Below are 16,598 nucleotides of genomic sequence, written 5' to 3' on the forward strand. Positions count from 1 at the left end.
GATCTAGCTGGAAATAAATATGCAAATGTAGAGTAGCAGGAATTCTGGCTTCGTTTATTGAAATCTTAGGATATACGAAATTCACAATGAGGAGGCTGCAGATGAAAAAACAACCGGTGAGACTTACGACTGAACAATTTATTCATCCTGCATCCTCCTTCCAAATTTACTTTCAACATATCAATGAGCATCATGCGCTGCATTGGCACGAATTCTATGAGCTTTGCTTTGTGCTTCGAGGTAGAGGCATGAACATTGTGAATGGCACTGAGCATGAGCTGAGTAAGGGAAGCTTGTTTCTATTAACACCCGCGGATTTCCATGAAATCTATTCCTATCCAGATGAACCTATGGATCTGTATAACCTCGTGTTTGATGATAAGCTGCTGGATCAAGAGATGCGAGAGTTCATGTTTGGGCAAGTCGCGGAATATATGGTTGATCTGAACGAGGATCATCATGAAATCATAGAGTTGGAATTTCAATTAATTCGTGACGAAGTTCAAATGAAGAGGCCTGGACATCACATTCTGATTAAAGGTGCTTTCGAGCGAATTCTATTGTACTTATTTCGTACATATAATGAAGGACAACTGCATAAAGCGTCACAAGATACGACGTCACATCCCTCAACGGTTCAGCGAGCGCTCGTTTATATTCACCATCATTTTCGTGAAGCTCTACGGTTAGAGGATGCTGCAAAGCAGGCTGGATTGGCGCCTAATTATTTCAGTCTCGTATTTCACAAAATGACAGGTATTTCGTTCCAAATCTATTTACAAGGTTTACGCCTGCAATTTGCCAAATCACTTCTGCAAGCGTCGGATATTCCGATTACTGAAATCTGTTTCGCTTCTGGTTTTAATACGTTAACGCATTTCGAACGGGCCTTCAAACAGAAATTCGGAAGCTCCCCGAGAACATTCCGTTCCTAGCTAAGGTGTGAGATTCCCCCAAAAATGTGTATAATAGAGTTATCTTATCTTCACAAAGGGGACGACTTCTCATGATTACTTGCAAATCTTGTTCCAAACGAACAGAGCTCCAGATGCAGCGTTGTACGCACTGCGGGGCCATGTTAACCTACACGGTTGCTGAGAAATTCGATATGATGGCCGAGTTGGTGGAACAAGCGCTGAGGCAGGAGCTCGAAGAGAGAAGGAGATTGAAGCATTAATCGGAACGAGTCAATTCGTATATAAGAGACTGGTATACCCAGTTTTGAAACACCCGACATAGTCGGGTGTTTTTTGCGTTTATCACAATTGCCTCAATAGCCTTCATTACCAAGATGACAATGTAGTCCTAGAAAAAGCCAAGCCAGTACATTTCAACGCTAATCTAACCCTCCTATAATTGAAAATGAAACAACATGTAAGATACGAGGGGGATAACGTATGCAGTTGAAAAGCATGTGTGCGAAGCTAGTAGTAGCCATGCTGGTCATGTCTATGCTTTTGAGTGGCTTTGTTGGCACGCCGAAAATGAAAGCGGATTCAATCCCGATTGCGACGCTGGGCAATTTTATTACCCGTGACGGGGATAAATTGATGGATGGCACTTCGGAGTTTCGTTTTATTGGGGCGAACGTGCCTACGCTGACGATGGTCGAAGATGGCTATTGGCAGGTACCCACGGAATGGGAGCAGCGAGATGCATTTGAAGCTTTGAAGCAAATGGGAGCAACCGCAACAAGAACTTATGTCCTTTCTGTTAAAAAAGCTACAGATTACCCAGGCATGATTCGGCATGTCGAAGGACCCAATCAGTTCAATGAGGAAGCCTTCGTTGCACTAGATCGCGCACTTGCCCTTGCTAACGAGTATGGTATACGCCTCATTATCCCTTTCGTTGATCAGTACGAATGGTGGGGCGGGATTGGTGAGTATGCCACCTTTCGTGGGAAAAGTAAGGACTCATTTTGGACCGATACGACGCTTAAAAACGATTTTAAAGCAACAATCAGCTATGTCTTGAATCGCACGAATACGATTACGAATGTGCCATACAAGAATGATCCTGCCATCCTTGCGTGGGAAACAGGCAACGAATTAACACCATCCACCTCGGCATGGACGACAGAAATGGGGAATTACATCAAGAGCATGGATACGAATCACCTCCTCATTGACGGCAAATATGGTATTGATTCTAACTCTTTGGAGGAAAGCTCTCCGATTGATATCGTCAGCAATCATTATTATCCAAACCATTATGCAAGTTTTGCTTCACAAGTTAGTATCGATAAGGATACAGCAAGTGGGAAAAAGCCTTTCTATGTTGGAGAGTTTGGCTTTATTCCGAAAACAGAGTTAACGCCRTTCTTGAACAACGTTGTTGAAAAGGGTGTCAGCGGTGCTCTGATCTGGAGCTTGCGTTATCACAGTGAGGACGGCGGTTTCTTCCGACATACGGAAGGCACATACGGCGGTACGTTCTATGAAGCTTACAAATGGCCTGGTTTCCCTTCTGGCGAACAAGGCTTCGAGGAAATGTCGGTGTTAAGTTTACTACGTGAAAAAGCTTATAAAATTCGCGGACTAACGATGCCAGCGTTGCCTTTGCCCAAAGCACCTGTTATGCTGCCGTTTGACACCGTTTCTCGTATCGGATGGCAGGGATCGACAGGAGCAACTTCTTATTCGGTAGAACGTTCTGTCAATGAGAATGGTCCTTGGGATACTGTCGGCGCTCAGGTCTATGACGCTTACAAAACGGATCTATTTGATGATATGACTTCGGTTACAGGAGCGACGTATTATTACCGTACGAAGGCGAGAAATACAGTTGGTGAATCGACGTATTCTCCTGTTCTTGGACCTGTTATCGCCAAGCACGCGATACAGGATGAACTCATTGACTACAGCAAAATGTATCAATTCTCAACAGATTTGAAATTTACGACGGATGACCTGAACCCAGCGTTATTTGGCGGAGATCATTATCGACTCAAGTTACAACCGAACGCAGTTTACCAATTCGTGGCCTATGCGCTTCCATCAACACCAACGTCGTCGACGGAACTGAAGGCGTTATCCCTGAAGGTTTCCACATTCCGTAATATGGAGCATCCGACTAGTGAGTTTAAGATCTGGACGTCTGCGGATGGAACTACATACACCGAGTTGCAGGTAGAGAGAACGGATGCTGGAGGCGGCGAATGGAGCAAGTTTGTGTATCACTCAGACAGCTTACCAGCAGATGCAAAGTACTTTAAAGTAACCTTCCCTGAAGGCGATGGACTGGCACAACTCGGGGATGTCGAAATCGAATATAACCATACGAGTGGCGAATCGCTGATCTATAAAGATCCAATTACGAATATTGCGATTACCAACGGTGTTCTGACAGATGAAATGAACAATATGTTGAAAATGGAGGATCATTCGGCTAATCTGGGAATCGCTTCTGACAACCCGCAGTATTTCGGCAATGATGTAAAGCGGCTTCAGAGAACTGCGAATAATGCCGAATCATTTGTGTATCATACAGCTGGTGATATGAATTACTTCATCATGACAAGTTATGCTCGGCAAGAATCGAGTAAGTATCGGTTGCCAGATTTCACCTTCCAAACATCACCAGACGGTGAGAACTACACCTCCGTGAATGATGTCGTTGTTAATGAGGTGCCTGGAGAAGGATTTTGGAGTCGTATGGTTTACACGGCCTATACGTTACCAGAGGGAACGAAATACGTGAAAATTATTTTCCCATTAGTGCCTAGTCAATTTGCGGATCAAACTTGGAATCCACAAGTTGGACGCATCCAAATTGGCGTAGGATCGGAGAAATTGGACCCTCCTGTCATGACTAAAAGTGATGTGATCGAAAATTTCGAAAGCTATACTGGATCTGATAGCACATTACGCAGTGCTTATACGGTGAATCAATGGGGATCACCACTTGAGCTGTCTTTGGATAATGTTCATAAATCTGATGGCAATTACGGCTTGGAGTTAACTTCATCCCTGAGTGCAGGCTGGGGTGGAATGGAGAAGGCCATTACTAACACCGATTGGTCTGGCAGCAGTGGGATTTCGTTCTGGGTTTTGCCTGCTGAAGAAGCAACAGGTATTACCATTCAGTTCAATGAAGGAAGTGCAACGAATGGTGAGGTCTGGAAGAAAGATCTTCGTGTGTCGGGTAGTGAACCACAGCTTATTAAATTGCCATTTAATCAGTTTTATGTGGCTGACTGGTGGAAAACCTCGAATCCGCAAGCAGGTAATAACCAAGTTGATCTTTCATCTATCACGACATTTAGTATAAATATTGATGGAACAAAAAATGTAGAGAGAACATTATATCTCGATGATTTCCGCTTGTATAAGTCGCCTGTCGTTGATACGTTCGAAGACTATGGTGATGATAATACAAAGCTTCGTTCACAATACTCACGTAATACGAGTGGCGATCCAATGACGGTGACACTTGATTCTGAGAACAAACAATCAGGAGCGCATGGCCTCAAGCTCGATTTTGAGATGACGGCAGCCAAAGGATATGCTGGCATGACCAAATCCGTTGGAGGTGCAGATTGGTCGGCGCATAATGGTGTCCAGCTATGGATGAAGTCAGGGGAAGCGGGACGCGGAGTTACGATTCAAATGAAGGACGCCAGCGGCGAGTATTGGGAAGCCAAATTGTTCCTAGACAATACGGATGGGAATATTATAAATATTCCATTAAGCGCCTTTCATTTGGCGGGATGGCAAAATGTGACCATTGATGGAATACTTGAACTCTCATCCATGAAAGAGTTTTCCATTTATGTAGATCGAGGATCGATCGGCAATGTAGTTGGTACACTTTATGTAGATGATATTCAAGCTGCTTCGCTTCGTGAGATTGACAGCTATGAGTTCTATTCCAGTGATGCAACGGTGCGGGCAGATTACGTGAAAGATCAGTGGGGAGACGATATAACGGCTTCATTGGAAAATGTAACCAAACAAGCAGGAAGTCACGCGCTTAAACTTGCCTACACACTGACAGATGAGAAGGGCTATGCGGGTGTTAAACGTACATTAGGTGATCTCAACATAGCTGGCGGTGGTAATGCGCTATCCTTCTGGTTGCAATCCAGCAAAGCAGGACATGGACTTACGTTCCAAATGACCGAAAAGGATGGCGATATTTGGGAAGCACAAACGACGATAGCTTCTACCGAAGGAAGTGTTATTCAAATTCCTTTTGGCGGATTCGCACGAAATAAAACCTGGTCCACAGGGAACGGAAAGCTTAATCGTGCTGAAATTGCCTCCTATGCCATTTTCGTTAACAAGGGAGTAGGGCAAGCGGAGGCGAATACCATCTATATCGATTCCATTGCGGTTGATCTCGTGCCGACGATTGATGATTTTGATTATTACGGCGGCGGGGAGCTCGTCTCAGGCGGGATTTACACGACGAACCCGTGGGGTGGAGACGTCACGTTGACACCAGTTAGTGATCATAAGGAAGCTGGCCCATACGGAGGCAAGTATTCCTATGAGCTCGTATCGTCGGATTTTGCTGGGGTAAACAAACAACTCGGAGAATTGGATTGGCGCGAGTATGAAGGCATACGTTTATGGTTGAAAAAGGATGCCTCCAACAATAGATTGGTTATTCAATTCTTAGAGTCAAACGGTACAGCATGGGAATCCAATATTACGTTAGATGATGACAAATCAGGTGTGTTGACGTTGCCATTTAATACGTTTACGAAAGCGTCTTGGAGTAACGGTGATGATATCATCGATCTTGACGCGGTTAAAGAGTTTTCGATTTATGTGAACCAAGGAGCAACCGGGGCGCTCACCCAAGGCTCACTGTATTTCGATACGATTAAAGTTTACAAAGCTGGTGAAGAGCCTGATCCGGATCCTAATCCAGACCCAGACCCAAATCCAAATCCAAATCCAAATCCACAAACGCCGACTGTCATCCTTCCAGCACCAGGCGTTGTTGAAAAAGACAATCAAATCGAACTGAAAGAACAATCATTGAAAATTCAAACCTTGACTGACAGTAATGGGAAGTCCGTGCACCAAGCGATCATTCAAGAAGATGAGCTGAAGAAGGCGTTGGATCTCCTGGGAACGAAGGAGCAGGATAAGCCAATTGTTCTGATGTACAGCTCCTCCGAGATCGACGAAATCGTGATCCCAACCGGTGTATGGTCAGATGTGCTTGCAGCTAACCCGGATGCTTTAGCAGGCAAAGTCTTGACGCTCAAAAGCGATATTGGCTCATACTCGCTTCCGCTCACGATGCTAACGAATCCAGAAGTGCTGAAAGCGCTCGGCACTAGCAATAGCGATGCAGCCTTGCATGTTGCTATCACACCTGTCTCACCATCACTATCGGAACTAGTTCGCCAAGCAGCTGATAAGCAAGGGGCGACGCTTATTGGGATACCTGTTTCATTCCGACTGCTTGTAACGAGTGGTGGTCTGCAAACCGAAATTGACAACTTTGGCTCCCTCTTCATTAATCGAAGCATCATCACGGATGGCGCCGCCGATCTGAGTTCAGCCACAGTCGTGGTGTTCGACGAAGCAACAGGTACGTTGACGTTCGTTCCAGCGTCCTTCCAGACACATGAAGGCGTACAAGAAGCCACAATCACCAGAAATGGCAATAGCGTTTATGCGATTATGACGCATCAAGCATCCTTTACAGATGTGCCTGCCAACCACTGGGCCAAATCGGCAATTGATACCTTGGCTTCGAAGTTCCTGTTGACTGGAATCACGGATACCACATTTGCGCCTGATCGTCCCGTCACCAGAGCGGAGTTTACGACGATGCTGGTAAAAGCCATAGGGATTGTGCCGGCTAATGCCTCCTCAGCCATTTTCACCGATGTAGGAGCACAAGATTGGTATTCATCCGCGATCCAAGCTGCGCATGCTCTGGGCTTGGTTGATGGCTTTGAAGACCACAGCTTCGAACCGAATGCGACGATCACGCGAGAGCAGATGGCCGTAATGCTCAGCCGAGCGCTGGCACTAACGAAGCTGAATCAAATGGTGAAGCCTGCTGCAACACTCACATTCACAGATGCTGCTAGTGTATCCTCCTGGGCAGAGGCATCGATTCGTCTAGCAACAGCCGCAGGCTTGTTGAGCGGTAATCCAGACGGAACCTACCGACCGCAAGCCGTTGCCATACGTGCGGAAGCTGCTGTAGTCTTCTATAACCTGCTGCATAAGCTCAATGTCGTAAACTAAATCAATCGGGGACTTCGGCCCCCGATTTTCATCGAAAAGTGGAAATACAGTACAAGGAAAAACAAATGCGTGCCATTTTACTCGGGGTATGGACGTTTTATAATAAAAATGTAAGCGCTACACAAACTAGTTCATTGGGGGAAATAGGATGAAGAAGACATTAGTCGCTACAACATCGATTTGTTTATTAGCAAGCTTACTTGCAGCATGCGGATCGGATTCAACGACAACGACGGCTACTCCATCACCAGAAGCCAAGGCATCAGCAGCACCTACGGCTGCAGCAGCGACAGAAGCACCAAAAGCAGCGAATCCGAATGATGATATTAAAGGGAAAATCGTGTTCGCGACGAACCGCACAGACTTAATTGATACGAAGCTGAAAGAATATCGTGAAGCGTTCAAGAAGAAATTTCCGAATGCGGACGTAGAGTTCGAAGCGCTGAAGGATTATGAAGCCGCGATCAAATTACGCTTGGCCACTGCAGAAGTGCCGGATGTTGTTCTGATTCCGAACATTCCGAATACACAGCTTCCTGATTATTTTGCCCCGCTGGATGATCTCGGTCTGAATGATAAAATCCGCTTTAAAGACTACAAAACAGCGAACGGCGGCACCTATGGTCTCGTAACAGGCGGTTCTACAACAGGGATCGTATATAACAAGAAAGCCTTCGCAGATGCAGGTATTACAGCACTTCCGAAGACGCTGGACGAATTCTACGCTGCATCCGAGAAGCTGAAAGCGAAGGGGATTGTGCCACTCGCAACCAACTACAAGGACAAATGGCCGCTATACACATGGCAGCACGTTGCTGTAGCGATGTCCGGTAATCCGAATTTCTGGAATGATCGCATTAAGCAGGAGAACGCTTTTGACCCGAATGGAGCATTCGCTAAGTCCCTCGGCATTCTCAAAACCATGATCAGTAAAGGGTACGCGGAGAAAGATATCAACTCCTCGAACTGGGAACAGTCCAAGAAGGATGTCGCATCGGGCAAAATGGCGATGTACCTATTGCCGAACTGGGTCATCCCACAAGTCATTGAAAATGGCACAGAGAGCGCAAATGTTGGCTTCTTCCCAATGCCTTTCGATAATTCTGGCAAGCTGACTACGCTTATGACACCTGATTATTTCTATGCAGTTAGCAAAAACAGCAAAAACCTGAAAACAGCCAAAGCCTTCGTTAAATGGTTAATTGAGGATTCGGGCTATGATGATTTCGCTGGCTTCATTCCATCCTTGAAGGATAAGAAGTCCTCTGTCACGCAATTGTCTGACTTCTTGGCTACGAAAGACCTGAACTTCGTAGAAATTGCTGCAGATAACAGTGACGCGATGGCGATCCAAAACAAAGCACAAATCGATCTCAACGATATCGCGCAAGAGGTTGCGGTAACGGATGTGGCTAAAGTATTTGATAAATACAACAAGAAATGGGCAGAAGCGAAGAAAGCACTCGGTAAGTAATCGATAGGCGTAAGAGGGCTGAATGAGACTTTGAATGCATTCAGTCCTCTTTTTCAAATTAAAAGAGCAATGAGGTATGGAGATGAGCTACCAACAACAAAAAATGACCTTGATATTATCTTTTCTACTTGTGCCACTCGCGTTACTGCTGACATTTACTTACTATCCGGCCATGAGGCTCATTTACCTAAGCTTTACGTCATGGGACGGATTAACTCCAGTCAAAGCGTGGGTTGGATTTTCAAACTATAAAGAGATTATGGGGAACCTAGAAGTTTTCTATGTGTTCCTTCATAATGTGGCTTACTTTGTCGGCGGGATTGTACAAAACGTGGTTGCTTTTTTCTTCGCGGTGCTGTTAAACAGTAGGTTGAAAGGTCGTAATATGTTTCGTACGGTGCTGTTCCTCCCCTATATCATGAATGGCGTTGCGGTCGCGTTTATGTTCGGCTATGTATTTGATACGAATACGGGTTCCTTAAATTATTTTCTGAATTTGCTAGGTGTAGAACCCATTTCTTGGTTAGGTAAACCTGGGCTAGTCAACGTATCACTTGCTTCGATCTCTGCATGGAAGTTCATGGGTTTCAATATGGTTGTGTACTTGGGTGCGCTGCAATCACTACCCGAAGATTTATATGAAGCTGCTAAAATGGACGGTGCACGGAGATTCCAAGTGCTTCGCTATATCACATTACCCGGTATGAGGAAAATTATCGAGCTTAATCTGTTTCTGACTGTGATTKGGGCTTTGGAAGTATTCGATTTACCCTTTGTCCTCACAAAAGGCGGCCCCTTGGCTGCAAGTAAAACGTATGTTCAGCAAACAGTGGAGACCGCGTTTCAATATAATAACTTTGGACTCGCTTCGGCGATGAGTGTTCTACTGATGATCGTTGTCATTATCGTAGTATCCGCACAACGTAGAATTGTTGGAGGAAAGGAGGAGTGACACCATGAAACCAAGACCGATCACGTCGACAGTGAAATATGCGCTTTTGTCCTTCGCAAGCCTGATTATCTTTTTCCCTTTGTATATCTTGTGCGTAAATGCTTTTAAGGGAAGCAAAGAATATGGCTTATCCAGTGCGTTTTCACTGCCGAACTCCTTTCTTAATTTTGAAAATTTCCGCATCGTATTTGAGCGGGGGAATCTGGGGCAGGCATTTCTGAACACAAGTATAGTGATCGCTTTATCCTTGCTAGGGAACATCGTCATGGGGACAATGGTTGCTTATGTGCTCGGGCRCTTCAAATTCCCAGGACGCTTTCTCATTCTTGGGCTATACACCGGGGCAGCGATTATTCCAGTCATCACGACGCAGGTGGCGATTTTCTCCATTATCAAATGGTTGGGCTTATTCAATACGCATTTCGCCCCTGTACTCTTGTACATTGGTGCGGATGTTGTGCAAATTTACATTCTGCTTCAGTTTATTCGCAATATCCCGTATGAATTAGATGAGAATGCGATGATCGAGGGCTTATCCTTATACGGGATTTTCTACCGCATCATCGTACCGCTCTTAACACCGGCAATTTCGACGGTTATTATTTTGAAAACCATTTCGATTTATAACGATATGTACACGCCATATCTGTATATGCCTTCGCAGAAGCTGGGCGTAGTCTCGACCACCTTGATGAAATTCACTGGCACGAACAGTGCCGAATGGCAATTGATTTGTGCGGCAATTCTCATCATTTTACTTCCGACGGTCGTGCTGTATTTGTTCCTACAGCGGTACATTTTCTCTGGCATTACGAATGGTTCTGTGAAATGAAAAGCTGGCAGGACACCGCTGCGCTCGAGTCGAAATAGTAACCCAAGGCCCTTTCCTAGGAGCCATGGGTTTTCTTGGATTTTAAAAAGAAAAGGCTTACATACCTGCGAAAGAGCTGGGGGGAACTTCTTGTGCTAAGCGAAATTTGGCATTGGATTGTGCGATTATCATTGACTCAAAAACTGATTACGGTTTTTGTTATTTTAATTACGGTACCGATTGTAGCCATCTCAATGATCTCCTACTCCAGCTATTCCAAATCGATAGAGAAGAATACGGCCGTCTATGTGAACCAGATTTCACAGAAAATTTTGGAGCGGGTGGATCAGTATGTTTCGGATATCAAGCGCGTGACAGGCAGTCAAATTTATATGCAGGATATTCAGGAATCCTTAGCCAATCCCAACAAAACGGTGGAAGAAAATAACCGCCTCCAGAACTTTGTGAAAGGCTTGAACAGCTTGAAGAATGATACGGAGTCTGTGTATATTTTCGATAACTACGGCAATATGTACGATAGCACGAAAAATGATACGATCCGATCTGACATCCGGCAGCAAGCCGTGGATTTGCGTCAACAAGTGCGCAACGCACAAGGTTCCTCCATTGTGATCTCCACACAGAAAATTAGGGTGGGGAAAACGGACAAATATTACTTCTCCATTGCACGTGAGTTGAAAAATACGAACTCTTTGGAAGGCATCGGGATGATCATTTTTGATTCTAGAATTCAAGTCATCGCTGATGCGGTGCGTGAATTGGATGAGGTAACCAAAGGCCGAACTATGGTAATCGACGACCAGAATACGGTCATATATGATAGCGAGCAGAGATGGATTTCTACGAATGTAGCTAGCAATGAGCTTGTTGAGAAAGCGGTTGGGGCACAAGGAAGCTTTAAGGTGACGATAGAAGGGAAGACGTATTTGACCTCATACACGACCTCCGAAGTGACGGGCTGGAAGCAAATTGTACTCATCCCAGTGGATCATTTAACGGAGGAAACAAGGGTAACGCGGGATTTCACGATGATTCTCGTATTGCTTTCAATTACAGTTGCTTTAGTTACATCAGCTATTATTGCGATCGCGTTGACGCGGCCCTTAAGGACCTTGATGCGGACGATGAAGCAGGTCAACAAAGAGAATTTAGACGTTCAAATACCGGTGAAGTACTCGGACGAGTTTGGCATACTAGCGAAGCATTTTAATAATATGATTAGAAGAATTAATGAATTGGTGGAAGAAGTCTATCAGACGCAAAATCGCAAACGAGAGGCTGAGCTGAGGTCGCTGCAGCATCAAATTAATCCCCATTTCATTTACAATACGTTGGAAGTGATTCGCATGACGGCAGAAGTAAAGCGAGATTACGAGATTTCGGAAATGACCTACAATTTGGGTGAGTTACTGAGGTATGGCATCTTGCGAGGGACGGATCAGGTGACGATTCATAAGGAGTTGGATCATTTGGAGAAATATTTGGCACTGCAAAATTTTCGATTCTCCAAGGATATACAGCTCGGGCTGAACATCAGCGAGGCGCATCTGACCTACCCCGTTATTAAGCTATTATTTCAGCCGATCGTAGAGAATGCGATTCTGCATGGTTTTGAAATGAAAGAGGAAAATTGTCTCATCACCATTAGTTCCTACGAGGATAAGCAGGCGATCTATTTTACCGTTAGGGATAATGGATGCGGGATGGCAGAGTCACAGCTGAAAATTATTCGAAATGCGATGCTAGGCTTGCAGCAAGAGAATCGTTCTAACATTGGTATTGCCAATGTGAATGAGCGTATTTTTTTACAATATGGAGCCCCGTTTGGCTTGCAAGTGAGCAGTGAATTGGATGTCGGTACCACGGTAACCATTGTCCTGCCTGTACTGGAAGCTTGGAAGGAGAGTGCTTAATTTGACGATGAAAATGTTAATAGTCGATGATGAACAGCGTATTCGATTGGGGCTGCAGGCTATGGTCGAAGCGATGGACCTCCCCATTGAGATCATGGGCTTATGCGCAAACGGCATTCAAGCGATGGATAAAATGAGTAGCTGGGAAGCGGGGGATTGTAAGGTACTCCTCACCGATATCAAAATGCCCATGATGGACGGGATGAAGCTGATTGAAAGAACAAGAGCGGAATATCCGGATACTCATATTATTTTATTAAGTGGATTTAATGAATTCGAATATGCTCGTCAAGCCATACGGTTCGGTGTGGAAGAATATTTGTCGAAGCCCGTGAATAAGAAGGATTTATTTCAAGTTTTGAAGCGAGTGGGGGAGCGTTTATCGGTGTTCCATGCATCTGGACAGGAAGCCGTTGAGCGAATATCTGAGGAGCCAAAGGGGCACAAAAAGCAAATTATTGCGGATGTTATTCGCATGCTGGAATCGGATCTCAATCAAGCATTCGAGCTGAATGAGCTTTCTGCTAAAGTGGGATTGAATCCGAGTTATTTGTGTAAATTGTTTAAAAAGGAAACGAACAAAACGATCACTGACTATGTGACGGATCTGCGTATCGTGAAGGCCAAGCATATTTTGGAGGATTATCCGGATGTTAAAATGTATGAGGTGGGATCTTTAGTGGGTTATTCGGATCCTGTTTATTTTACAAAGCTGTTCAAAAAGTCAGTCGGCATGACGCCAAAGGAATATCAGAGTGGACAGTGTGCTTTCGGCAACCATAATGCCTGTTTAGACTAAAGATTTTCGGTGTTGCTTGCAGTAAAGTAAAGGTATGAAAGAAATCTGAGGAGGTTGTTCTAATGAGCCAACAGGAGATTCAGATACCCGATGCCGATGCTTTCCTGCAGTCTGAAATTACGAATGAACAAGCACAGTTTTTCTTGGATAATGGTTTTCTAATCATCCGTAATGTTGTGGTCGGGGAGGAGTTGCGACTTCTGCAGGAGCAAACGATGAGAGCCGTTGAAATCGGGATGGCTGGAAGCGATGATGAAGATTATAAGTACCGCGTGAGGAAAAATGGTGATCGCAAATATTGGCGGACGGAATATATCATCGATAAGCAAGAAGCGAATAAAGCCTTGCTGGCTCATCCGTTTATCCTGCGGTCTGTTGCCAAGATTCAAGGGGTGAACTTCATTCCGACCTGGGATTCCTTAGTTGTGAAAATACCAAACCAAGCAGCCAGTGTGCCTTGGCATCGGGATGCTGCGGTGCCAGAAGGCTGTACAGATTCGCGGCCGATCTTTAATGTTGATTTTTATTTGGATGAGGCAGATCTGAAGTCTTGCTTGTGGGTCATACCGGGAAGTAACCATTKGGCGACAGAGGTTGCCCAGGAACGCTGCGCTCGTCCAGGCTTCGAAGTCAGCGATGCAGTACCTGTTCCTATGAATCCTGGTGATGTGATTTTCCATAACATCCAGCTGCTTCATGGCTCTCCAGAGGGAGATGGGAATGCGCTTCGCCGCACCGTATATTACGAGTTCCGTCCAGGTGAGATCGAAGCCGAGTTCGGCCCGCATACGTTGGAGTATCTTGCATTAAAGCAACATATGCTCGTTGATTGTATTGAAAAGCGTGGGGAAGCTGATTATACATCGGGTGAAACTCCGTACGTGTATCAACCGCAAGGTGCATTCGCGATTAGCGCGAAACAGACGCCGAAGACGTATCGATATGCGCATGAGGATTATTGGCGCGGTTAGGAATAGATCAAATTCGCACAAAACTGGGTTAAGCTTTGCCCCGTTTTTTTCTTGAACATACGTCCGAAGGTATGGACATCGGAGTAGCCGATGCGATCCGCAATTTCACTGAAGGAGAGGCTGCTGTGGATGGCCAGCTCCTTCGCTTTGTTAATGCGGATCCAAGTCAAATACTGCATAGGCGACATCCCGACGTGCTGGCGGAATAGACTCAATATGTAGTTTTTGCTGAGGCCTGACACGTCCTCCAGCTCTTTAATCTGAATCTCTCGGCTGTAATGCTCCGTGAGATAGTTCTTAATTAAGACGAGCTTCGGCATGGTGAGCGCGTCTGTTTTGGTGCGTGTTGTACCGGATTCGAAGGCTTGTGCGACTTCGGCAAGAATGCGGATGAGCAAGCTTTGGCAATGCATCTGATGCACAAGCCCAGGCTGGCGATAATGCGTAACAAGCTGCGAAAGCATCGTTTCTACCGGATGATCCGCGAAATTGCCGAGCAGATGCTTGTGCTTGAAGAGCTCCTCATACGGGAACGCTGACGTTCCGAAGTGGAAGACGAGCGAAATACATACATAAGGGCTGTGATCAGCCTTAATAATGGAATGACGCTCGTTGGGGCGATGAAATAAGAGATCGCCACGGTGCGTCTCGTAGGGGTTATCGCCAACAGGGTAATGGGCAAAACCATCAACCACATACTGCAAGATAAACTGCGTCATCTCCCGATTGCGTATCGCCCAGCCCTGTGGAGCATGAAACATATGAGCTAATGTGATATAAGGTGGAAAATGGTAATCCTGAAGCATTCCAATCGTTTCTACAGGTTGCAGGATACTCGGGTGTAGAGACATTTCATCAGCACCTTTCTATATGCCATATTGTAGCATGAAGGTGCGCTTTTGCGGAGTGCCTTTGGCAACAGAAATATTCTTGGAGCGGCTTGGTCATCTGATGTGATAGGAGGTAGTCGATCTTGTGATCGACTGCTTTCTTCGTTATGCTTAGAGAGCAGGATTTAATTAGAAAGCCTCGACGAGGCGTATAACGATCAAGGAGAATTGACGTGAGATTTACCCCATTCCACCTTAGCATCACGATATTTACAACGATTTTAGGTCTGGGTGCCGCGTATTTGTTTCGCATTCCGTTGGCTATTGGATTTGTATTCGGTTTAGCGGTATTGATTGCAATAACTTTGCGGAAAGGAGTGCCTGTAAGGACACTTGTGCACAGTATGATAACTGGTATACAGCATACCAAGGAAGTCATGTATATTTTACTGCTCGTTGGGCTATTAATCCCTGCATGGACTGCAAGTGGAACCATTCCATATCTGATTGATACGGGGTTGGGCCTGCTTAATCCCGCTTTTTTTGTCAGCTTTTCTTTTGTTTTCGCAGCAGGCATATCTATGATTTTAGGTACGTCTACGGGCACATTAAGCGCAGTAGGTATACCGCTAATAGGGATGGGAGCACTGCTAAATATCCCACTCCCGCTGATAGCCGGCGCACTAGTATCCGGCGCTTTTGTCGGAGACCGAACATCGCCATTTTCGAGTGCGAATCAGCTTGTCGCATCCTCTACTGGTATGACGGTCAAAGGTCAACTCCGTTATCTGCTGCCAACGACGATCTTAGCTTTCGTAACCGCGCTCGCATTCTTTGTGATAGAGGATTTAAGAGGAGATTGGAAGGGCGCTGTATCGCTTGACAGCGCGTCGAATGGCTCGTTAATTTCGGTTGTTTATGCGTCGCAATTTCGTTACAGTCTTTGGCTATGGCTGCCGGTTGCTGTACTTCTAGGAACAATCCTGCTGCGATTCAAAACCCGGTACGGGTTCCTCTTTTCCATTGGTATCAGTATCGTGTTGGGAACGCTTATTCAAGGCGTCGATGCCTACCAATGGCTGGATCATTTGTGGAACGGGTATTCTGCGGAGCAGTTGCCATCCTTGCACAGCAAGGGAGTGTCCAGCATGATAGGGTTAATTATCTTGATCGCACTTGCTGGCGCCTATAACGGTATATTGGAAGAAACAAGAGTTATGCAGCCTTATATGATTAGCTTATTTGGCACTTCATCATCCCAAGGCACTGCTACTGTTCGTACTGGTTTATTCGGACTAGCTCTGGCACTGCTGGCTTGTACGCAGACACTTCCGATCATGATGACTGGGCGCAATTTGCTGCCGCTGTGGGAGCGGAAATTCCCCAAGGGGCATTTATCACGCGTGGTGGCGGATGCACCTCTCATTTTTTCTGCCTTGGTGCCTTGGAACTTGTTAGCTATTCTGTGTGCAACGATTGTAGGAGTCACTGTTGAACGATATATACATTTTGCGGTATTCCTATGGACGCTTCCACTGTATACCTTGATTGTTTCCTATGTAGTGGACAGAAAGAAAAGACTTCAGCCCCCACAGGGCTGAAGTCTC

General features: G+C 45.5%; 11 protein-coding genes. 10 read left to right on the top strand and 1 reads right to left on the bottom strand.

Annotated elements, in window-relative coordinates:
• Nucleotides 1-101: 101 nt before the first annotated feature.
• From AC1DVJ_RS23425 to AC1DVJ_RS23465, 9 genes are all read left to right on the top strand, one after another.
• Nucleotides 102-935, top strand: coding sequence for an AraC family transcriptional regulator (locus AC1DVJ_RS23425; RefSeq protein ID WP_477593837.1), 834 nt, complete (start codon nucleotides 102-104; stop codon nucleotides 933-935).
• A gap of 71 nt (nucleotides 936-1,006) precedes the next feature.
• Entirely contained in the window at nucleotides 1,007-1,177 is a 171-nt protein-coding gene (locus AC1DVJ_RS23430) for a hypothetical protein (protein ID WP_477593839.1), read from the top strand.
• A 220-nt stretch (nucleotides 1,178-1,397) separates the two neighbouring features.
• Nucleotides 1,398-7,220 (top strand): S-layer homology domain-containing protein, encoded by a 5,823-nt coding sequence (locus AC1DVJ_RS23435; RefSeq protein ID WP_477593841.1) that lies wholly within the window; start codon nucleotides 1,398-1,400, stop codon nucleotides 7,218-7,220.
• A gap of 148 nt (nucleotides 7,221-7,368) precedes the next feature.
• Complete coding sequence (locus AC1DVJ_RS23440; RefSeq protein WP_477593843.1) at nucleotides 7,369-8,694, top strand: ABC transporter substrate-binding protein; 1,326 nt, start codon at nucleotides 7,369-7,371, stop codon at nucleotides 8,692-8,694.
• An 82-nt stretch (nucleotides 8,695-8,776) separates the two neighbouring features.
• A complete protein-coding gene (locus AC1DVJ_RS23445) occupies nucleotides 8,777-9,646 on the top strand; it encodes a carbohydrate ABC transporter permease (RefSeq protein ID WP_477593845.1) in 870 nt (289 codons plus the stop codon).
• A 4-nt stretch (nucleotides 9,647-9,650) separates the two neighbouring features.
• Nucleotides 9,651-10,478: a carbohydrate ABC transporter permease gene (locus tag AC1DVJ_RS23450; protein ID WP_477593847.1), complete on the top strand. Its 828-nt coding sequence runs from the start codon at nucleotides 9,651-9,653 to the stop codon at nucleotides 10,476-10,478.
• 131 nt (nucleotides 10,479-10,609) lie between these two features.
• On the top strand, nucleotides 10,610-12,391 hold the full coding sequence (locus AC1DVJ_RS23455; protein ID WP_477593850.1) for a sensor histidine kinase: 1,782 nt from the start codon (nucleotides 10,610-10,612) through the stop codon (nucleotides 12,389-12,391).
• Between the two features lie 7 nt (nucleotides 12,392-12,398).
• A complete protein-coding gene (locus AC1DVJ_RS23460; RefSeq protein WP_477593904.1) occupies nucleotides 12,399-13,190 on the top strand; it encodes a response regulator transcription factor in 792 nt (263 codons plus the stop codon).
• 62 nt (nucleotides 13,191-13,252) lie between these two features.
• Complete coding sequence (locus AC1DVJ_RS23465; protein ID WP_477593851.1) at nucleotides 13,253-14,161, top strand: phytanoyl-CoA dioxygenase family protein; 909 nt, start codon at nucleotides 13,253-13,255, stop codon at nucleotides 14,159-14,161.
• Here the strand turns inward: AC1DVJ_RS23465 and AC1DVJ_RS23470 are convergent.
• The gene (locus tag AC1DVJ_RS23470; RefSeq protein ID WP_477593852.1) at nucleotides 14,158-15,012 is read right to left on the bottom strand and encodes a helix-turn-helix transcriptional regulator; all 855 of its coding nucleotides are present in this window, start codon (nucleotides 15,010-15,012) and stop codon (nucleotides 14,158-14,160) included. The genes AC1DVJ_RS23465 and AC1DVJ_RS23470 overlap by 4 nt on opposite strands.
• Before the next feature lie 212 nt (nucleotides 15,013-15,224).
• Between AC1DVJ_RS23470 and AC1DVJ_RS23475 the strand changes: the two genes are divergently transcribed.
• Nucleotides 15,225-16,592, top strand: a complete 1,368-nt coding sequence (locus tag AC1DVJ_RS23475) for a Na+/H+ antiporter NhaC family protein (protein ID WP_477593854.1) — start codon at nucleotides 15,225-15,227, stop codon at nucleotides 16,590-16,592.
• The last annotated feature ends 6 nt before the right edge of the window (nucleotides 16,593-16,598 follow it).

This window comes from Paenibacillus sp. P4_A9, from assembly GCF_056402415.1.

Excerpts from the sequence above, each read along its gene's own strand:
- AC1DVJ_RS23425 (WP_477593837.1), top strand. The coding sequence starts at position 102 with ATGAAAAAACAACCGGTGAGACTTACGACTGAACAATTTATTCATCCT.
- AC1DVJ_RS23460 (WP_477593904.1), top strand. The coding sequence starts at position 12,399 with ATGAAAATGTTAATAGTCGATGATGAACAGCGTATTCGATTGGGGCTG.
- AC1DVJ_RS23440 (WP_477593843.1), top strand. The coding sequence starts at position 7,369 with ATGAAGAAGACATTAGTCGCTACAACATCGATTTGTTTATTAGCAAGC.
- AC1DVJ_RS23430 (WP_477593839.1), top strand. The coding sequence starts at position 1,007 with ATGATTACTTGCAAATCTTGTTCCAAACGAACAGAGCTCCAGATGCAG.
- AC1DVJ_RS23470 (WP_477593852.1), bottom strand. The coding sequence starts at position 15,012 with ATGTCTCTACACCCGAGTATCCTGCAACCTGTAGAAACGATTGGAATG.